Source organism: Brevibacillus sp. HB1.1 (assembly GCF_013332445.1).
Lineage (GTDB): Bacteria > Bacillota > Bacilli > Brevibacillales > Brevibacillaceae > Brevibacillus > Brevibacillus porteri.
Genome location: NZ_JABMIV010000012.1, coordinates 138,205 through 156,749 on the forward strand (window position 1 = coordinate 138,205; position 18,545 = coordinate 156,749).

Consider the following 18,545-nt stretch of genomic DNA (forward strand, 5'->3'; position numbering starts at 1 on the left):
GTTCTGGAAAATTTATTTATCGATCAATATATTTTATAATTCATTAATTCTCTTTATAAATAAATAAAAATTTATTAAATCATTCTAAAACATATTTAAAAAATATATAAAACCATGTATATTGATAAAAGATTTAGAAAAGGGGGATTACTTGTATGAAAAAGAATGTTTTCGTGGCAATGAGTTCTATCCTCGTTCTTGGTGCGGCACTCGCAGGATGCGGTGGCGGAAACCAGGCGGCACCAGCAGATAGCAATGCATCGGCAGGAAAGACAGAAAATTCTGCACCAGCAACTGGCCCTAAATTACTGAAACTGAACCTGCACTCCGAGCCACCAACAGCTGACCCAGGTATCGCGGAAGATACAACTTCCAGCACAATCATCACAGCTACCTTCGAAGGTCTGACTCGCGTTGGTAAAGACGGTAAATATGCTCCAGCAGCAGCAGAGAGCTATACTGTTTCTGAGGATGGTAAAAAATATACATTCAAAATCCGTGATAATAAATGGAGCAATGGCGATCCTGTATCCGCAAAAGATTTCGAATATGCGTGGAAACGCGCTCTTAATCCAAAAACAGCTTCCAACTATGCATACCAATTGTACTATGTGAAGGGCGCAGAAGCCTACAACAAAGGCAAGGGTAAAGTAGAAGACGTTGGCGTAAAAGCAGTTGACGATAAAACACTCGAAGTAGAATTGGCGAACCCAACTCCATTCTTCCTGGAGCTGGTTGCATTCAAAACATACTTCCCAGTTAATCCAAAAGTAGTAGATGGCAACGATAAATGGGCTACCGATGCGAAAACAGTTATTGGTAACGGTCCATTCAAAATGGATTCTTGGGAGCACAAGAGCAAGCTCGTAGTTTCCAAAAACGACAACTACTGGGATAAAGACAATGTAAAATTGGACAAAATCGAATTCTCCATGGTAGAGGATGAGAATACTGAGCTGTCCATGTACGAAAACGGTGAACTGCACTGGGCAGGTGCTCCAACATCTGCGTTGCCAACAGACGCGATCCCGGCTTTGAAAGAATCCGGCAAAATGACAACTCAACCAATCGCGGGTACTTACTTCTACCGTTTCAACACAGAAAAACCACCGTTTAACAACGTAAAAATCCGTAAAGCGTTTGCTTATGCGATCGATCGTCAAAGCCTGATCGACAACATCCTGCAAGCTGGTCAATTGCCTGCAACAGGCTATGTACCACCAAGCATGGCACTGAACAAAGACGGTTTCTACAAGGATAATGACATCGAGACAGCTAAGAAATTGCTCGAAGAAGGATTGAAAGAAGAGGGTCTCAGCAAATTCCCGGCACTTACTCTTTCCTTCAACACTTCCGAAGGTCACAAAAAGATTGCTGAAGCAATCCAAGACCAATGGAAGAAAAACCTCGGCGTAGACGTGAAGCTCGAGAACAAAGAGTGGAAGGTATACCTGGATGACGTACACCAAGGTAAATACCAAGTGGCTCGTGCAGGCTGGTTGGGTGACTTCAACGATCCAATCAACTTCCTGGAAATGTTCAAGGAAAAAGACGGCGGAAACAACGATACTCGTTGGGAAAATCCGAAGTACAAAGAACTCCTGAACCAATCCGCTCTGGAGCTAGACCCAGAAAAACGTAAAGCAATCCTGGCACAAGCGGAGCAAATCCTGATGGATGAAATGCCAATTATGCCAATCTACTACTACACACAATCTTGGGTGAAAGACGACAAGGTTCAAGACGTAATCATCGATGGTCTGGGTGCTGTAGACTACAAATACGCAGATATCGCAGAAAAGAAATAATAGCTATGCATGTAAAAGAAGAGCGGTGTTATACTCACCTCTCTTCTTTTTTTGTCTATATAATATCCAAATTTTTACACTTTTCATGTATACTAATTTTTGGAAGATTTTCATTAAGGAAATAGGGGTGTGTATGATGAAAAAGAGTGTTTTTCTGGCTTTGAGTTCAGTCCTCGTTTTCGGTGGAATGATGACAGGGTACGAAGGCGCTATCCAAGCAGCTGAACCTAAAGTTTTAAGAATGAATTTGCAAGGGGAGCCGCCTACAGCAGACCCAGGAATTGCGGAGGATACTACCTCTAGTACGATCATCACAGCTACATTCGAAGGTCTGACACGTCTCGGAACAGATGGAAAGCTGCACCCAGCCGCTGCTGAGAGCTTTACCGTTTCTGAGGATGGGAAGACTTATACATTCAAGATTCGTGAAGCAAAATGGAGCAACGGCGATCCAGTAACGGCATATGACTTCGAATATGCTTGGAAACGTGCTCTCGATCCAAAGACAGATTCCAGCTATGCATATCAACTGTACTATTTGAAAGGTGCAGAAGACTTCAACAAAAGGATTGGCAAGGCGGGAGACGTTGGCGTAAAGGCGATTGACGATAAGACGCTAAAAGTGGAACTGACAAACCCGACACCATTTTTCCCGGAGCTGGTTGCTTTTAAAACATACTTCCCAGTGAACAAGAAGGTAGTCGAAGGCAACAAAAAATGGGCTGACGAGGCAAAGACGGTTGTTGGCAACGGACCATTCAAAATGGAAACATGGGAACACAAGAGCAAGCTGACTGTTGTAAAGAACGAGAAGTACTGGGATAAAGCTAACGTAAAATTGGATAAGATCGAATTCACCATGATAGAGGATGAGAATACGGAATTATCCATGTTTGATAACGACGAACTGGATTGGGCTGGTGCTCCAAACTCCTCGCTGCCAACCGACGAAATTCCGGTTTTGAGGGAAGCTGGCATCTTGAAGACACAGCCAATCGCCGGTGCCTATTTTTATCGTTTCAATACAGAGCAAGCACCGTTTACCAACGCAAAAATTCGTAAGGCGTTCGCGTATGCAATTAAACGTGAAAGCATCACCACCGATATCCTGAAAGCTGGTCAAGTACCGGCAACAGGCTATGTACCTCCGAGCATGGCGTTGAACAAAGACGGTTACTTCAAAGATAATGACCTTAAAGTTGCAAAGAAATTACTGGTAGAAGGTATGAAGGAAGAGGGTATCTCCAAACTCCCGCCAATCACACTCATCTACAACACATCCGAAGGTCATAAAAAGATCGCAAAAGAAATACAGGCTCAATGGAAGAAAAACCTCGGTGTAGATATAAAGCTCGAAAATAAAGAATGGAAGGTATACTTAGAAGACGTTCACCAAGGTAAGTATCAAATCGCTCGTGGAGGCTGGTTGGGTGACTTCAATGATCCCATCAACTTCTTGGATATGTTCCAAGAAAAAAACGGCGGAAACAACGATACACGTTGGGAAAATCCAAAGTACAAGGAGCTCCTGAACCAATCTGCTCTGGAGCAAGACCTGGAGAAGCGCAAAGCAATTCTACTGCAGGCGGAGCAAATCCTGATGGACGAAATGCCAATCATGCCAATCTACTTCTATGCGAACTCTTGGGTGCAGAACGAAAATCTGAAAGATGTCGTGATGGATGGACTTGGGGATATTGACTTCAAATATGCGGATATCACCAAAAAATAAGAATGCAGGAGGAGAGGGCTATTTTCGTGTCCCTCTTCTTTTTTTTAGTCTCATGGACAAATGACCAATCCATTACGCCCTTGGCTACATAGAGTAAAAAGGAACTAACTGCAACCAGGGGGGATATTGATGGATATTGGTTCTTTGCTCAACATTGTCAAATCAATTCCTAAGGAAAAGCTGAGGACAGATGCGGGAATCAAGGAAGTCATTCGTGAAATGGCCAGAAAGTCAGGGAAAAAATTGACCGAGCAAGAGGTAAACAGTTATGCTGCGCAGTTTCGTCAGATGCAGAAAACAGAAAATGTCGGAAGCCTGTTGAATAAGCTTTCGAAAAAAGGTGTCACTGCAAAGGATTTGGAAAATATAAAAAAACGTTTTAGATAAGGGGGGAGAGTGAGGAGGGAGGTGGGATTATCGTTGAAAAAATGAAAGCGAAAAAGAAGCAGGCTGTCCCCAGGGGCAATTTGCAAGAATCAATCAACAAACTAGCGGATGCACAGCATGCAAATAATGCCCAAATGATGAGAGAAATGAGTCAGGTGAGACAGGAGCTACAGGATATGAAGAATACACTGGGGCGTCTCAAACAAGCACCTCCAAGAAGTACAGGAGAACGGCGAGGTCTGCTGTTTGGAGGACGACGGAATGCCGCTCAAGTGGAAGCAGTACCCCAACCACAAAAGCCTGCTATTTCTATCGAAGACTTACTACCGCTTTTACCGTATCTAGGCGACGCTATTCCCCAATTGAAAAACCCCAAGGTAGCCGACTCCATTAAGGTGCTGTCGAATCCAGCTGTGATTTCGCTGATCCAGCAATTTCTTGCTAACGGGGGCTTGAACATGATAAAAAAACCAGTTCAAGAAGTAAGTAGGCAAGAGAGAAGGGGATTTTTTCGATAACAAATGATTAGTTGCAAAGACTGTCTCGCGGGGCTTGCGGAGGCGGTCTTTTCATTTTGGTACCAAAAGACTATAAACTTTACAGATCATCGAGCGTCTAATAGAATGGTGAACGTTGCACATTGGCTGACGCCACATAACGAAGAAAACAGACATCACGGAGGAGGTCAGGATGAAGAGACGATTTTACCCTCTGCTTTTTGCATTGCTGGTCCTACTGCTAATCCCCGGTTGGGCGGTTGCAGCAAGCAGTGCTTCAGAGGAAGCTGTCAATCTCATGATTGGTGGACAAGCAGTGAATGCTGAAGTGCCGCCAGTCATCAAGAATGGACGCACGTTGGTTCCCGTCCGTGTCATCGCCGAAGGGCTAGGTGCAAAAGTGGATTGGAATGAAGCTACTCGAACAGCTGTCATTTCCAAAGGCACGCAGCAGCTCTCCCTTACACTTGACTCCAGTACGGCAATGTTGAACGGTAAACAAGTGAAGCTCGATACGCCGCCTGTTATTTCACAAAAGCGTATGTTGCTGCCACTGCGTTTTGTCGGGGAGTCACTTGGTGTTACAGTCGGGTGGGACAACAGCACACGAACTGTCATTGCAAACGAAACACCACAGGTAAAGCTGAATGGCAAGGCACCAACCCAGCCGATCAAGCTGTATCAAGTGGAAGACACGATGTACGCGTCCGCACAGGCTGTAGCTGAGCAAGTGGGACAAAAAGGCTTTGCGTGGAAACGACCTGAGCGCGGGATGACGATTGATGATCAGTTGGTCCTCCCATTACGTCAATTGGAGGACGAGCTTGGCGGGTCATTTGCGTGGGACAAGAAAAATAATCAGGTTGAGATCGATCGCCTCAATGTTTTGAAAGATGTATCTAAGGATGGCGACCGTGTTCGTATTGAAACGACCATACCTGTAATTCCTCAGTCCTTTGTGATGACAGGTCCTCACCGGATCGTCTTGGATCTCCCACAAACAGCATTGGATGATGATTTAGTCGAAGATCTAAAACGTCAAGACGAGAAAAATGATAGTGTAGGCGAATCCGAGGAAATAGCCTCCGCTGATGATGAAGACCAAGACAGAGATTCAGATTCTGATGAACAGAATCAGGCAGAACAAGCGAAAGAAGAACCTCTCATCGCTGACCTGCGTTACAGCCAATACAGTGCATCTCCTGACACGGTCCGCGTTGTTATTGAGCTGAACCAAAAGAGCACGTATGAGCTGGCTTACACGAAAGACGGTATCGAAGTAAAATTGACGCCAAAACCGAAGAAAACAGGCTACCTGATCGTTGTTGATGCCGGTCATGGAGGAAAAGACCCAGGCACGAAGGGCTCCGCTGGCAACAATGAAAAAGATTACAACCTGGCTGTCTCCAATAAGATTGTGGCTTTGCTGAAGCAATATCCAGAGTTTCAAGTCGTTCCCGTACGCACGACAGATGTGTTTTATGAACTGTCAGAGCGTGTCGCTTTTGCCAATGAGTTAGAAGCCGACATGTTCTTGTCTATTCATGCCAACGCATTCCCGAAACCGACGGCTGCAGGAACAGAAACTTTCTATTATAATGAAAACAGTAAAGACTTTGCCCAAGTGGTACATAAACATTTGCGTGGGGCAACGCAGTTCCCGGATCGAGGCGTCAAACAGAGTGGCTTTTATGTGATCAAAAACACGAAAATGCCTGCTGTGTTGACCGAGACAGGCTTCCTCTCCAATCCACAGGAGAACGCGCAGCTGACGAATCCGGCATTCCAAGATAAAATCGCGAAAGCCATTGTTGCGGCTATTCGTGAATACTACGAGTCTTATCAGTAAGGGGGCTTTTCACGATGAAAAAAAGTCGAGTGATCTGGATGGCAGCGTTAGTGATGCTGCTTTTGGCCGGATGTGGGCAAAACGCGACAGAAACACCACAGCCAACCACACCAGTAGAACAGCCATCTGGTTCAAACACTGATCCATCGACAACAGAGCCGACTCTGAAAAAGCAAATGGTCACCGTTTACTATTCGGATAATAATGTGATGGAGCTGCAAAAAGAAGAGCAAGAGATCACGTTTGCAGAAGATATCGAGAAGTACAAAAAGACACTTGCCCTGTTGGAGACACCTGTAAAGCCAGACGTGCACACTCCACTGTGGAAAGACTTCAAGTACCATTCGATCACAATTAATAAAGGAACCCTGACGATTGATGCGGATAGCAAGAATCAGTTCAATATGGGTTCAAGTGGCGAGACGATGGCTTTGGATGCGTTGAAGAATACATTCTTTCAGTTCTCGGAAGTAAAGGAAATTGTCTTCTTAGAGGATGGCAAGAAAGTAGAAACGCTGATGGGGCACGTAGATCTCTCTGAGCCACTGAAACGAGACAATTAATTCATCACCATAAAGGCGGCACATCCTGTTAATCGGGAAGTGCCGTTTTTTTCTCGTATCGTGGCTGGCGTGGGGAGAAGAATATTTCCAGTCTAGGCTCCAGGCTCCGTCCTGCTGGGGGCTGAGCTGTCCGCTCCGAAGCGATTAGCGGGGAAACGCAAAAGTGGTAGCCGCTACGTAGCGCGAGCACGTTGCGTTTCTTTTGCCCGCTAATCGCTTCTCCGCTCGGTTGGACTCCACAAGTCGCTACGCCTGGAAATATTCTTCTCTGTTGTGACTGATGACATCCTTACATTCTTTTAAGGCTTTTATAAACCGAATAGCACGGAAAGCTCGTAGAGGAAACAGGAGAAATAAGCGAAGATCTTTGGTACACCGACCGAGGCGTAATGAAAAAAAGCGAAACAAGCTTTTAGCGTCCACCTCTGAGACACCTCTTGAATGGACCACTTTGGACGCGGGTTTCGCTTTATTTCATGGAGACGGGCAGTGAATCCCTCAGCGGGTGGGACAAGAAGCTGAGCGTTTTCTCCTGTTTCCTCCTCTCCCCAACAGCCGGACAGCCGGACATCATTTTTTATGTTGGTGTTTCTTCCCGATCCGTGAAAAGAAACTTGATGGCATACACCCCAAACAAGCCTACCATCGTATACACGATTCGACTGACGATAGACTCCGCTCCACCAAACACGCTTGCGACTAAATCAAATTGAAATAACCCGATTAATCCCCAGTTCAGGGCACCAATGATCACAAAAAGCAAGGCCAGCCGTTCCACATGGACACCCCCACCAAAAGAATAGGGACAGTATTCCCATGCTTGCGCCGTTTTACAACAGGAACCTCTGCATCTTTAAGAAAGCTTTACATTCACAACATAATACGACAACATTCCCGCTGTATAGTTTGTACTTGTAAGAGAGAAAAAAACAAACCGAACCTTTTAAGGAGGATTTTCATCCAATGAAAAAACTCAGCAAAATGTTTATTGCGCTGACATGTGTAGGGGCATTACTCGCGGGGTGTGGAAGCGGCAACACTGCACAGACTCCAGCACCAGCGCAACAACCAGCTAAAGAGCAAAGCAACTCTGGTTCGACACCAAAAACTTCCGGTGAACCTGTAACAGCAGTGGGTTCTACCGCTTTACAGCCTCTGGTCGAGCAAGCGGCCAAAGACTTTATGGCAAAAAATGCAGGCGCACAAATCCAAGTACAAGGCGGAGGAAGCGGCACGGGCTTGAGCCAAGTAGCAAGCGGTGCAGCAACGATCGGTAACTCCGATATTTTCGCAGAAGAGAAAAAAGGCATTCCAGCAAACGAACTGGTAGACCATAAAGTAGCGGTTGTCGGTATGGCAGCAGCGGTAAGCCCGCAAGTAAAAGTAGACAACTTAACTAAGCAACAATTGATCGACATCTTCACTGGTAAAATCACCAACTGGAAAGACGTTGGCGGTGAAGACATGAAGATCACGCTGGTTAACCGTCCGAAATCTTCCGGAACTCGCGCGACATTCAGCAAATTCGCGTTGGATGGTAAAGAAGAAGCAGAAGGTATCACAGAGGATTCCTCCGGTACTGTTCGCAAAATCATTGCTGAAACACCAGGTGCAATTGGTTACTTGGCACTGTCCTACTTCAACGACTCTGTAAAAGCTCTGAAATTGGATGGTGTGGAAGCAAACGCAGAAAACATTACATCGAACAAATATCCAGTATGGGCGTACGAGCATATGTACACCAAAGGTGAAGCAGCTGGCGATGCAAAAGCGTTCCTGGACTTCATCCTGACTGACGAAGTACAAAAGAAAACTGTAACAGAATTGGGCTTCCTGCCAATCACAGATATGAAAGTGGAACGTGATGCAGAAGGCAAAGTAACACAAAAATAAGCGTTATCGTCAACAGCAAAATAGAGGGGTAGGGGGGCCTTCCCCTCATTTTGCTTGCGTACAGTCGTTTTCTTTCCAGGAGGGAGAACATGAGCCATCGTACTGAAGGGGTAAATAAAGAGCGTAAATCGATGATTGCGCAAAAAATGCTGACAACGAACAAGCGTCAAAAGACAGAGAATATTACCGGCAAAACCATCGCGATGATTTGTGCGGGTTTGCTCGTTATTGTTGTTTTATCGATCACCTATTTTATTGCTTCAAAAGGGCTGTCGACGTTCTTCATCGATGGGGTAAGCTTCAAAGAATTTTTAACGCATGACAAATGGGACCCAGAAGGTGAACCATCCGCGTATGGTGTGTTGCCCTTTATCCTCGGTTCGTTTTTCGTAACGGCACTGGCTGCTTTGATTGCCGCGCCACTTGGAATCGGCGCCGCTATTTTTATGACAGAGATCTTTCCTGGCTTCGGGAAAAAAGTATTGAAGCCGGTTATCGAGCTGTTGGTTGGTATTCCATCAGTCGTTTACGGTTATGTTGGACTAACTTTGCTTGTTCCATTTATTCGCGAACAATTTGATGTTCTTGGCTTCAGCTTATTGGCAGGGGGACTTGTTCTTGCCCTGATGATTTTGCCTACCATTACGAGTGTGGCAGCAGATGCAATTGAGGCTGTTCCGCAAGATTTGCGCAACGCTTCACTCGCGCTGGGTGCTACTCGCTGGCAAACCATTTGGAATGTCGTGTTGCATTCCGCGCTTCCTGGCTGTTTAACGGCCATTGTTTTGGGGATGTCTCGCGCTTTTGGAGAAGCTTTGGCTGTGCAAATGGTTATCGGTAACACAACGAAGCTGCCAGGCGGTTTGTTCGAACCGATCAGTACGCTCACTAGCGGTATTACATTGAACATGGGGAATACGATTCAAGGAACTCCGTATAACAATGCTCTCTGGTCAATGGCTTTGCTGCTCTTGGCGATGTCTTTCATCTTTATCGTGATTTTGCGCCTGTTGGGCAGAAAGAGGTTGGCAAAATAGATGAAAGCGAGACTGATGGACCGCGCTGCTACTGTTGTTTTGACACTGATTGCCGTACTGATTATTGGTACCTTGGTGGGACTATTGGGCTTCATTCTCTCTCAAGGTTGGCATAAGCTGAATCTCGACTTTTTGACCTCTCCGCCGGATATCGTCAATGCGGGTGGCGGGATTGGACCGCAGCTTTTCAACTCGTTGTACTTGCTGGTCCTGACCATGCTGATCGCGTTGCCGCTCGGAATCGGAGCAGGCATTTATATGGCCGAATATGCGCCGGATAACAAGATTACACAGTTTATCCGCATGAGTATAGAAGTATTGTCTTCCCTTCCGTCTATCGTAGTTGGTTTGTTTGGATTACTCGTGTTCGTAAATATGACAGGCTGGGGCTATACCCTGTTTGGTGGAGCACTTGCGCTGACAGTATTTAACCTGCCACTCTTGGTTCGCGTAACAGAGGATGCACTGCGCAACGTACCTCGCAGTCAAAAGGAAGCGAGTCTCGCGCTTGGTATTACCAAATGGCGTACCATCGTGTCTGTCATCCTTCCAGCAGCGCTCCCAGGGATCATTACGGGTGCCATTCTGGCATCAGGCCGTGTATTTGGGGAAGCGGCTGCCTTGCTGTTTACGGCAGGGATGTCTTCACCGAATCTGGATTTCACCGACTTCTCATTGAATAGTACGACCTCACCGTTGAACCCGTTCCGTCCTGCCGAGACATTGGCCGTGCATATTTGGAAGGTAAACAGCGAGGGGCTGACACCGGATGCGCGTGATGTCGCAGATGGCGCGGCTGCTGTTCTGATTATTGCCGTCTTGCTCTTTAACCTTTCCGCTCGTTGGTTCGGGAATTGGGTTTACAAAAAGATGACGTCAGGATCAAACTAAGAAGAGGTAGGTGGCAGCCATGTCCGTACTGACCATGCAAGAAACGATCATTCAGACGAATAACGTGAATGTATACTACGGAGAGAAGCAAGCCGTAAAAAATATATCAATGGATATTGAACGCAACTCCGTGACGGCCTTTATCGGTCCGTCCGGATGTGGGAAATCGACGCTTCTACGGAGCTTGAACCGGATGAATGATCTGGTTCCTTCTTGTCGTGTAGAGGGCTCCATTATTGTAGATGGTATCGACATTAACAGCTCGCAAGTAAACATCGAGAGTCTGCGCCAAGTGGTAGGAATGGTGTTCCAACGAGCGAATCCATTTTTCAAATCGATCTATGAAAACATCGCATTTGCACCTCGTTTCCACGGGATGACAAATAGACGTGATTTGGATGAATTGGTTGAGTCGAGCTTGCGAAAAGCAGCGCTTTGGGATGAGGTAAAGGATCGTCTTCGCGATTCAGCGCTCTCCCTTTCTGGTGGACAGCAGCAAAGGCTTTGTATCGCGCGTGCAATCGCGATGCAACCAACCATTTTGCTGTTGGACGAACCGGCTTCCGCTCTCGATCCGATCTCTACCATGAAAATCGAAGAGCTGGTCATGCAGCTAAAAGATGAGTATACGATCGTGATCGTTACCCATAACCTCCATCAGGCAGCGCGAATTTCGGAGAAAACCGCCTTCTTCCTGATGGGTGAGCTGATCGAGATGGAGGAGACGGGGAAAATCTTCACATCACCTGAGAACGAAAAAACCGAAGCGTATATTAGCGGACGTTTTGGTTGATAGAAAAATAATAGCCCTCCCGAGCACATGTGCTTGCAGGAGGGCTTTTTCTTATCATGATGAATGTCGGTGGAGAGAGGGACTGTCTTCCGCTCTGAAAAATTTGATCGCTTGCTCCAGATCCTCAACGATATCTGACAAACGCAGGGAGTCATCGAGAAATTGCTCCGATAAGGATAGACTTTCTTGATTGGCGGCTACGGCTTGCTGTGTGCCTGATACGACTTGCTGTGCAGACGCAGACAGATTGTCTACCCGCTGTGAAATGGCTTGGCTCTGTGTCGAGATTGTACCTGTGAGCGTTCTGATCGATTCAAATTGCGCAGTCAACGCTTCACTGAGCTGGATCGTGTTGTGAAAGATAGAAGCGGCCTGGTGCAAGGTTTGAATGCCATTTACAGTAGCGTGATCGGTCGTTTGCAAGCAGGCGGCTACATGCTCCATTCGTTCTTCCCCTGATTCAATTACCTTTTGAATGCGGGCCGATGCTTCTTCGGTCTGGTCGGACAGCAAGCGAATCTCGTCTGCTACGACGCTGAAGCCGATTCCGGCTTGTCCAGCCCTGGAAGCTTCGATTCGAGCATTGAAGGACAAAAGCTTGGTTCGCTTGGAGATGGCGGAAATCAGACCGAGCATTTCGTTGATGTCGCTCATGCTTTCTCTCATGGAGGACATGGCATGCATAGAAGCTTTCATATCCTCTGAGATACTGTGCATATTTTCTTTTAGCAAATCAATGGAGGTTGCTGCTTTCGCATTTTGCTGACGTGATTCCTGGCTCTGTACGATTGCTTTTTCCATGGAGTCTGTGATTCGAGACATTTCTTGCGTGATGCCGGCCATCGTGGCGTGGATATCATCGATCTGCTCCTGCTGGTTGTCCATTTCTTGGGCAAGTCGCTCTGTTACGGATACGACTTCTGACTGCATGGCGTGAGAATGGCGAGAGCCTTTTCCCACATGATCGGCTACTTGTTTGACGTCTGAGATGACATACTGGATTTTACCGATGATCGTCCGGATTTGTTCACTCATTCGATTGAAGCTGTCGGCCAACTGGCGAATTTCATCATTGCTTTGTACGTGCATGGTTTGCAGGAGATCGCCCTCGCTAAAGGCGGACATTTTTTGTTGTGCTTCTTTAATCGGCTTGATGATTCGACGTACGTACACATACAGCATGAGTGCGAGTGCAGCGAGTCCGACGAGTGAGACGGCCAAAATGGTTAGCTGAAGGCGACGGACCTCTTGTTTTACCTCGGATACCGACTGTGCGACGATCACTCCCCATTTTAGGGAGGGGTCAAATTGATAGGCGGCAAAAGAGTCCACTCCATTAATCCTGCTCGGTTCGTAGCCAGATTGACCAGCGATGACGTTTTGCACGATCGCAAGCTCTGAGAGAAGAGGGCGCTGCAACGCGTAGGACTGATCGGGATGAGCGACCAGCTTGCCTTGTTGATCAACAATCATGGCATATCCAGTTTCCCCTAGTTTAATCTGCCCGATGGATTCGCTCAGCTTCGGGACAGAGACAAATGCCACGACGACGCCTACGGGCTCCTCGTCTTCATTGCGCAAAGGGAGTGAGACGGCGATCTTGGGAAACTCCGTCTCTGAAAACTGGAAGACATCTGAGACAAAAATCCCCTGCTGTGGTAGATTCAATGCGCCCTCATACCAGTCCATTTTTCGCGGATCGTAGGAACTGTCGAGGGGTGATCCTGGAAAGGTTAAATACCGTCCGTCTGTGGTGACGATCTGTAACTCAGAAATCGTAGGATTGCTGGCAGACATATCTGTAAAAATGCCAAAGATCTGACTGTTGGTAACCGTGCTGTTTTTATAAGTGGAAGCAAATGATTGCAAGGCGGTTACGATGTCATAGACCCTGCTATGTACTTTCTGTAGAGCTGCACCTGATGCCTCGTGTAATTGCTGCTTTGTTTTTTCATTAAGCGTGGCTTCGGATTGATAGCTGATGAAGAAAGCGGCGATTGCCATCATGCAGACTACCATCCCCATAATGCCTGCGAACAGCCTGGTGAAAATTGAACGGTAATGAAACGACGAGTGACCCCATAGTTTTCTTATGTCTGGCATTCATTGTTCTCCCCTTATTCGTCAAAACGTTCAGCTTCATTGTAGGGGGTACTTAGGGGGGCGTATATGCTTTACCAGCAAGATTTACCATAACTTAATGTAAAATGACCTATGTAAAAAGTCCCAAAACAAAAACTTTATCGAAACTTAATAAACATCACACGGAACCCTAACATTGGTGCGCTATAGTGGGGAAGTAAAAGGACGTAACAATCACGAAGGAGCGAAGACCGTATGAGCGTTATTTCGGTGAGAGAGTTGAATCTCTTCTACGGTAATAAGCAAGCTCTCTATCATATAAATCTGGATGTAGAGCCTGATTCCATTACAGCATTAATTGGTCCGTCCGGCTGCGGTAAGTCTACATTTTTACGGACGTTGAATCGAATGAACGATTCAGTACCGAACACCAAAATTACGGGAACGGTAAAAGTGTTCGATGAGGATATTTATAGCTCTCGCGTAGAGGTTGAGCGACTTCGCAAAAATATCGGCATGGTGTTTCAGCATCCGAATCCTTTTCCGAAGAGCATCTATGACAACATCACGTACGGGCCGAGACTCCATGGCATGAACGATCGTAACAAGCTGGACGAGTTGGTAGAGACAAGCCTCAAGGCAGCAGCCCTTTGGGATGAAGTGAAGGATGTACTGAAAAAGCCAGCAACAGGGCTTTCGGGTGGGCAGCAGCAACGCCTCTGTATCGCACGGGCACTCGCTGTTCAGCCACAGATCATTTTGATGGATGAGCCAACCTCTGCCCTTGACCCGATTTCTACTGCGAAAATCGAAGAGCTGTTGGAAGAACTGAAGAGCCGTTATACGATTGTAATCGTGACGCACAACATGCAGCAGGCAGCACGTATTTCCGATAAGACTGCGTTTTTCTTGAATGGAGAGCTAGTCGAGTTTGACAGTACCCCGACGATCTTCCAAAATCCTCGTGACAAAAGAACAGAGGATTACATTACCGGACGTTTCGGATAATTCAATAGGCTTGATGGTAGGAGAGCGGACTTTTCGAGGTCCGCTCTTTTTAATTTTAAAATGTTTATAACTGTAGCCCAAATCTCTTTAACTCAATGAAAATACCTTCTAATCGTTTCCCTTTCTCCGTTAACGTATATTCCACACGCGGAGGGACTTCTGGAAACACCTTCCTTTCCAATATGCCGTGCTCCTCCAATTCTTTAAGTCTGAGCGACAGTGTTTTCGGACTAATCCCATCCATGGATTTCAGCAGGTCGCTGAAACGCAGCGTTCCTTCGATAAGCAGGTCCCGAATAATTAAAAAGGTCCATTTAGTCCCTATAACGTCAAGTGTTTTGGCAATGGGGCAAGGTTGGCCCGGGGTTCCTTTGTTCAGTTCGATTGGCTCAAGAACATTCATCGGAATATCCTCCAAAAATTTTTTGTGATTCTTTGGCCCAGTATAGCGCAATACTATCTTTTCGGAAACTATATGAATTAAATATCACTACTTCCATAAATGAAGTTAGTGTATTTACAATATCAATGTGAACCGATACTTCCACTCTAAATAAGGAGTTGATCCGAACAACATGATTCCACGCACCAAAAAAATGAGTTCGATAGCTGGTATTGCTGTCATCTTCGGGACGATGCTGTTCGCAACAGCATGCGCGAATGATTCGAAAACGTCAGCTTATGAGAATCAAACTGCTGAGTTGTCCGTCAAGACAGACGTTCAACTATTGAAGGATCTTCCTCAACCCGTTTCAATGATGATTGATTCCTCATTGAACGCAACAGAAGCTACCGAAATGGTACAGGCCGCTCAACGTTTCTACGGATTCTGGAACACGGGGAACGAGGATCTCATTGCACAAACCGTTTCTCCAAGTTTCATGGATAACACGTTGCCGAAAGGAAGACCTCAAGGTCCCGATGGCCTGTTATTGGCTTCTCGCAACTTCCGTAAAGCAGTTCCCGACTTGCAATGCAAAATTGAGGATTTATTGGTAGTAGGGGACAAGGTGACAGCTCGTCTTTCCTTTACGGGTACGAGCAAAGGCGAGTTTATGGGAAAACCTTTGACCGGGAAACCCATTCAATTTATGGCGATCGATGTTTTGCGGATCAAGGATGGGAAGCTTGTGGAAGACTGGCATCTGGAAGACAATTTAACCTTTATGCAACAAATTGGCGTCGTAAAGGAGATGTAAAAAATGAAAAAAATCCTAATCATCAATGGTCACCAAAAATATGGTTCATCAGAGGGGAAACTGAACCAAACGTTGATGGATCATATGGTGAGTCTGCTCGAGAAAGAGAACCATGTGCGAACTACTATTATTGAAAATGGATACAAAATCGAAGAAGAGCACGAGAAATTTCTTTGGGCAGACATGGTCATTTATCAAACCCCCATCTACTGGTTCAGTGTCCCTGGGTTACTGAAAACATATATGGATGAAGTATTTGCGTACGGATTGTTTTTCAAGGGTGCGAATCAATACGGAAGAGGCGGTTTATTAACCGACAAAAAATATATGTTCTCGACGACTTGGAATGCTCCAGAAAAAGCATTTAACGATCCAACCCAATTTTTTAAAGGGGAAAGCTTGGAAGATGCAATCAGCCATTTGCACCGCGTACAGGAATTTTTGGGCATGCAACCTGTAAAGAGCTTTGCTTGCTATGACGTCATCAAAAACCCGCAGATCGATCGATTTGTATCCGAACTCGAGGCGCATCTCAAACAAGTATTGAGTTTCTAAATGAAAATCTCAAAGGAAAGGGGAGAGATCCTATCATGTTGCACAATCAAAAGATAGTCATCATCGGCGGAAGCTCTGGAATTGGTTTGGAGACAGCCAAACAGGCAATAGCACTAGGAGCTGAAGTGATCATTGCCAGCCGTTCCGAGGATAAATTGCAGAAGGCAAAAGAGAGTCTGGGTTCCAAAGCCTCGGCGTATACACTGGATACCACCGATGAGCAGCAAGTTCAGGCCTTTTTTGAAAAAGTAGGCACGTTTGATCATCTGGTCGTCAGTGCGGCTGAAACATCTGGCGGTTCATTCCTTCAAACGGATACAGCCCAAGCGCGGAAGTTGTTTGATAACAAATTCTGGGGCCAATACTACGCGGCGAAGTACGGAGCGCCAAAGATTTCAACAAACGGTTCCATCACCTTATTCTCCGGAGTCGTCGCCTACAAAGCGATGATTGGTTCGTCTGCGCTTGGTGCAGTCAATGCGGCGGTTTCGAATCTGGGGCAAACCCTCGCCTTGGAACTGGCACCAATCCGTGTAAATATCGTTTCACCTGGCATTATTGATACGCCATCACGCAGTAAAATGCCGGAAGACGTGCGCAATAATTTCTATGCAACATTGGCAGACAAGCTCCCTGTGAAACGAGTTGGACAAGCGCAAGACGTCGCACAAAGCGTACTATACCTGCTCAAAAATAGTTTTGTAACCGGCACTGTTCTGCATGTAGAAGGTGGCCACATTTTACTTTAAAGGATTCCATTACCGGACGTTTCGGATCATTTTAATTTGTAGTATGGTAGGAGAGCGGACTTTTCGAGGTCCGTTCTTTTTGGTTTTTGGAAAGGAGATACATGCAGTGGTTTGGATTTCATTTTTTCTTTTTCTGATCACGTTGACATTGGTCATCTGGCAACCGCGGGGGCTGTCGATTGGCTATCCGGCTGTCGGAGGAGCACTGTTGGCTTTGGCGATCGGGGTAGTCACAATAGCGGATGTCGCAGAGGTCACCTCGATTGTCTGGAATGCAACGCTCGCCTTAATCGGAATTATCATCATTTCACTTGTATTGGACGAAATCGGTTTTTTTGAATGGGCTGCGCTCCATATGGCTCGTTTTGCCAAAGGAAATGGGCGGCTTATGTTCGTTTATGTCATCCTGCTTGGTTCACTCGTATCTGCCTTGTTTACGAATGATGGGGCAGCCTTGATCCTGACACCGATTGTGTTGGCACAGGTGCGGGCACTAAAGCTGGATGGGAAAACGGTTTTGGCATTTGTCATGGCGAGCGGATTCATTGCTGATACGAGTTCTTTGCCCTTTGTGATTAGCAATCTGGTGAATATTGTTTCAGCTGACTATTTTGATATTGGCTTTGCTGCGTATGCGGCCAAAATGATCATTCCGACTTTGTTTTCGATTGGTGGAAGTCTGCTGGTTTTGTACCTTTATTTTCGCAAAAGCATCCCGGCGCAGATTGATCTTTCCCATCTGAAAAATCCGGAGGAAGCGATTCGCGACCACAGAATGTTTCGCTTGGCGTGGCCGATTCTTGCAGTCTTGTTGATTGGTTTTTTTATAAGCGAGTCCATCCATACGCCCGTTTCTATCATTATTGCGGGGGCAGCCATCATTTTTTGCCTAGCTGCAAGAAAAAGTGAAGCGATCGCCATGCGGCGGATTATGAAAGAAGCGCCGTGGGTAGTCGTTATTTTTTCGATTGGCATGTATGTCGTGGTGTGGGGGCTGCACAACGCGAGATTGACTGACTTAGTCAAGGACACCTTGGATTGGTTCATGGCGCATGGTTTATTGGCAACGACCTTGGGGACGGGCTTTCTCGCTGCTGTTCTTTCCTCTGTCATGAACAACCTTCCGACAGTGATGTTCAACGCACTCGCGATTGCCGGGACACAGGCAGACGGATTGTTGCGGGAAGCCATGATCTACGCGAATGTGATCGGGAGCGATTTGGGGCCGAAAATGACCCCGATTGGATCACTGGCGACCTTACTCTGGTTGCATGTTTTGGGACGTAAAGACGTGACAATTACGTGGGGACAGTACTTTCGGACGGGGGTTATTTTGACCGTACCGACATTGACGGTAACCTTGCTTGGATTGTATCTGACATTGGTTTATTTTTCATAGGGAATGAAAAGCCTGCTGGTTAATAGTCAGCAGGTTTTTTCTATTCATCACGCTGCTCGCAGTGAAATAGGCAGAATAGGACCTGGCACAGACGGAAAAAATA

At 46.3% G+C, this 18,545-nt stretch carries 18 protein-coding genes; 15 read left to right on the forward strand and 3 right to left on the reverse strand.

The window, feature by feature from the left end; genetic code table 11:
- Positions 1-155 precede the first annotated feature (155 nt).
- The 6 genes from HPY27_RS25315 to HPY27_RS25340 all read left to right on the forward strand — a co-directional run bounded on the left by HPY27_RS25315 (position 156) and on the right by HPY27_RS25340 (position 6,836).
- Positions 156-1,808 (forward strand): peptide ABC transporter substrate-binding protein, encoded by a 1,653-nt coding sequence (locus HPY27_RS25315; protein ID WP_017247269.1) that lies wholly within the window; start codon positions 156-158, stop codon positions 1,806-1,808.
- Between the two features lie 136 nt (positions 1,809-1,944).
- The gene (locus HPY27_RS25320) at positions 1,945-3,540 is read left to right on the forward strand and encodes a peptide ABC transporter substrate-binding protein (RefSeq protein WP_174226276.1); all 1,596 of its coding nucleotides are present in this window, start codon (positions 1,945-1,947) and stop codon (positions 3,538-3,540) included.
- A gap of 129 nt (positions 3,541-3,669) precedes the next feature.
- The gene (locus tag HPY27_RS25325) at positions 3,670-3,927 is read left to right on the forward strand and encodes a hypothetical protein (protein WP_007721136.1); all 258 of its coding nucleotides are present in this window, start codon (positions 3,670-3,672) and stop codon (positions 3,925-3,927) included.
- Between the two features lie 41 nt (positions 3,928-3,968).
- Positions 3,969-4,445 (forward strand): hypothetical protein, encoded by a 477-nt coding sequence (locus HPY27_RS25330; protein ID WP_017247271.1) that lies wholly within the window; start codon positions 3,969-3,971, stop codon positions 4,443-4,445.
- 172 nt (positions 4,446-4,617) lie between these two features.
- Positions 4,618-6,273 (forward strand): N-acetylmuramoyl-L-alanine amidase family protein, encoded by a 1,656-nt coding sequence (locus HPY27_RS25335; RefSeq protein ID WP_174226277.1) that lies wholly within the window; start codon positions 4,618-4,620, stop codon positions 6,271-6,273.
- Positions 6,274-6,287: 14 nt separating this feature from the next.
- The gene (locus HPY27_RS25340) at positions 6,288-6,836 is read left to right on the forward strand and encodes a GerMN domain-containing protein (protein WP_173624089.1); all 549 of its coding nucleotides are present in this window, start codon (positions 6,288-6,290) and stop codon (positions 6,834-6,836) included.
- A 577-nt stretch (positions 6,837-7,413) separates the two neighbouring features.
- On the opposite strand, the gene HPY27_RS25345 is transcribed toward HPY27_RS25340, so the two are convergent.
- Positions 7,414-7,614, reverse strand: coding sequence for a DUF378 domain-containing protein (locus tag HPY27_RS25345; RefSeq protein ID WP_174226278.1), 201 nt, complete (start codon positions 7,612-7,614; stop codon positions 7,414-7,416).
- A gap of 185 nt (positions 7,615-7,799) precedes the next feature.
- Here HPY27_RS25345 and HPY27_RS25350 point away from each other — a divergent pair, with 185 nt between their 5' ends.
- The 4 genes from HPY27_RS25350 to pstB (HPY27_RS25365) all read left to right on the forward strand — a co-directional run bounded on the left by HPY27_RS25350 (position 7,800) and on the right by pstB (HPY27_RS25365) (position 11,450).
- Positions 7,800-8,729: a phosphate ABC transporter substrate-binding protein PstS family protein gene (locus HPY27_RS25350; protein ID WP_017247275.1), complete on the forward strand. Its 930-nt coding sequence runs from the start codon at positions 7,800-7,802 to the stop codon at positions 8,727-8,729.
- An 89-nt stretch (positions 8,730-8,818) separates the two neighbouring features.
- A complete protein-coding gene (pstC, locus tag HPY27_RS25355) occupies positions 8,819-9,766 on the forward strand; it encodes a phosphate ABC transporter permease subunit PstC (protein WP_174226279.1) in 948 nt (315 codons plus the stop codon).
- Entirely contained in the window at positions 9,767-10,657 is an 891-nt protein-coding gene (pstA, locus tag HPY27_RS25360; protein WP_017247277.1) for a phosphate ABC transporter permease PstA, read from the forward strand. It begins immediately after the preceding gene.
- A gap of 19 nt (positions 10,658-10,676) precedes the next feature.
- Positions 10,677-11,450, forward strand: a complete 774-nt coding sequence (gene pstB / locus HPY27_RS25365; protein ID WP_174226280.1) for a phosphate ABC transporter ATP-binding protein PstB — start codon at positions 10,677-10,679, stop codon at positions 11,448-11,450.
- A gap of 54 nt (positions 11,451-11,504) precedes the next feature.
- On the opposite strand, the gene HPY27_RS25370 is transcribed toward pstB (HPY27_RS25365), so the two are convergent.
- Positions 11,505-13,553, reverse strand: coding sequence for a methyl-accepting chemotaxis protein (locus HPY27_RS25370; protein WP_017247279.1), 2,049 nt, complete (start codon positions 13,551-13,553; stop codon positions 11,505-11,507).
- 234 nt (positions 13,554-13,787) lie between these two features.
- Here HPY27_RS25370 and pstB (HPY27_RS25375) point away from each other — a divergent pair, with 234 nt between their 5' ends.
- Positions 13,788-14,540, forward strand: a complete 753-nt coding sequence (gene pstB / locus HPY27_RS25375) for a phosphate ABC transporter ATP-binding protein PstB (RefSeq protein WP_017247280.1) — start codon at positions 13,788-13,790, stop codon at positions 14,538-14,540.
- 64 nt (positions 14,541-14,604) lie between these two features.
- On the opposite strand, the gene HPY27_RS25380 is transcribed toward pstB (HPY27_RS25375), so the two are convergent.
- Entirely contained in the window at positions 14,605-14,943 is a 339-nt protein-coding gene (locus HPY27_RS25380; protein ID WP_017247281.1) for a winged helix-turn-helix transcriptional regulator, read from the reverse strand.
- A gap of 172 nt (positions 14,944-15,115) precedes the next feature.
- Between HPY27_RS25380 and HPY27_RS25385 the strand changes: the two genes are divergently transcribed.
- The 4 genes from HPY27_RS25385 to HPY27_RS25400 all read left to right on the forward strand — a co-directional run bounded on the left by HPY27_RS25385 (position 15,116) and on the right by HPY27_RS25400 (position 18,442).
- Positions 15,116-15,739: an ester cyclase gene (locus tag HPY27_RS25385; protein ID WP_174226281.1), complete on the forward strand. Its 624-nt coding sequence runs from the start codon at positions 15,116-15,118 to the stop codon at positions 15,737-15,739.
- Positions 15,740-15,742: 3 nt separating this feature from the next.
- The gene (locus HPY27_RS25390) at positions 15,743-16,294 is read left to right on the forward strand and encodes an NAD(P)H-dependent oxidoreductase (RefSeq protein WP_017247283.1); all 552 of its coding nucleotides are present in this window, start codon (positions 15,743-15,745) and stop codon (positions 16,292-16,294) included.
- Positions 16,295-16,329: 35 nt separating this feature from the next.
- Positions 16,330-17,043 carry an SDR family oxidoreductase gene (locus HPY27_RS25395; protein WP_174226282.1) on the forward strand — a complete coding sequence of 238 codons (714 nt, stop codon included), beginning with the start codon at positions 16,330-16,332 and terminating at the stop codon, positions 17,041-17,043.
- A 106-nt stretch (positions 17,044-17,149) separates the two neighbouring features.
- The gene (locus HPY27_RS25400) at positions 17,150-18,442 is read left to right on the forward strand and encodes an arsenic transporter (protein ID WP_174226283.1); all 1,293 of its coding nucleotides are present in this window, start codon (positions 17,150-17,152) and stop codon (positions 18,440-18,442) included.
- Positions 18,443-18,545 lie beyond the last annotated feature (103 nt).

What these genes read in the sequence shown, in the direction of transcription:
- HPY27_RS25315 (WP_017247269.1), top strand. Translation starts at nt 156, where the DNA reads ATGAAAAAGAATGTTTTCGTGGCAATGAGTTCTATCCTCGTTCTTGGT.
- HPY27_RS25320 (WP_174226276.1), top strand. Translation starts at nt 1,945, where the DNA reads ATGAAAAAGAGTGTTTTTCTGGCTTTGAGTTCAGTCCTCGTTTTCGGT.
- HPY27_RS25325 (WP_007721136.1), top strand. Translation starts at nt 3,670, where the DNA reads ATGGATATTGGTTCTTTGCTCAACATTGTCAAATCAATTCCTAAGGAA.
- HPY27_RS25330 (WP_017247271.1), top strand. Translation starts at nt 3,969, where the DNA reads ATGAAAGCGAAAAAGAAGCAGGCTGTCCCCAGGGGCAATTTGCAAGAA.
- HPY27_RS25335 (WP_174226277.1), top strand. Translation starts at nt 4,618, where the DNA reads ATGAAGAGACGATTTTACCCTCTGCTTTTTGCATTGCTGGTCCTACTG.
- HPY27_RS25340 (WP_173624089.1), top strand. Translation starts at nt 6,288, where the DNA reads ATGAAAAAAAGTCGAGTGATCTGGATGGCAGCGTTAGTGATGCTGCTT.
- HPY27_RS25350 (WP_017247275.1), top strand. Translation starts at nt 7,800, where the DNA reads ATGAAAAAACTCAGCAAAATGTTTATTGCGCTGACATGTGTAGGGGCA.
- pstC (WP_174226279.1), top strand. Translation starts at nt 8,819, where the DNA reads ATGAGCCATCGTACTGAAGGGGTAAATAAAGAGCGTAAATCGATGATT.
- pstA (WP_017247277.1), top strand. Translation starts at nt 9,767, where the DNA reads ATGAAAGCGAGACTGATGGACCGCGCTGCTACTGTTGTTTTGACACTG.
- pstB (WP_174226280.1), top strand. Translation starts at nt 10,677, where the DNA reads ATGTCCGTACTGACCATGCAAGAAACGATCATTCAGACGAATAACGTG.
- HPY27_RS25370 (WP_017247279.1), bottom strand. Translation starts at nt 13,553, where the DNA reads ATGCCAGACATAAGAAAACTATGGGGTCACTCGTCGTTTCATTACCGT.
- pstB (WP_017247280.1), top strand. Translation starts at nt 13,788, where the DNA reads ATGAGCGTTATTTCGGTGAGAGAGTTGAATCTCTTCTACGGTAATAAG.
- HPY27_RS25380 (WP_017247281.1), bottom strand. Translation starts at nt 14,943, where the DNA reads ATGAATGTTCTTGAGCCAATCGAACTGAACAAAGGAACCCCGGGCCAA.
- HPY27_RS25385 (WP_174226281.1), top strand. Translation starts at nt 15,116, where the DNA reads ATGATTCCACGCACCAAAAAAATGAGTTCGATAGCTGGTATTGCTGTC.
- HPY27_RS25390 (WP_017247283.1), top strand. Translation starts at nt 15,743, where the DNA reads ATGAAAAAAATCCTAATCATCAATGGTCACCAAAAATATGGTTCATCA.
- HPY27_RS25395 (WP_174226282.1), top strand. Translation starts at nt 16,330, where the DNA reads ATGTTGCACAATCAAAAGATAGTCATCATCGGCGGAAGCTCTGGAATT.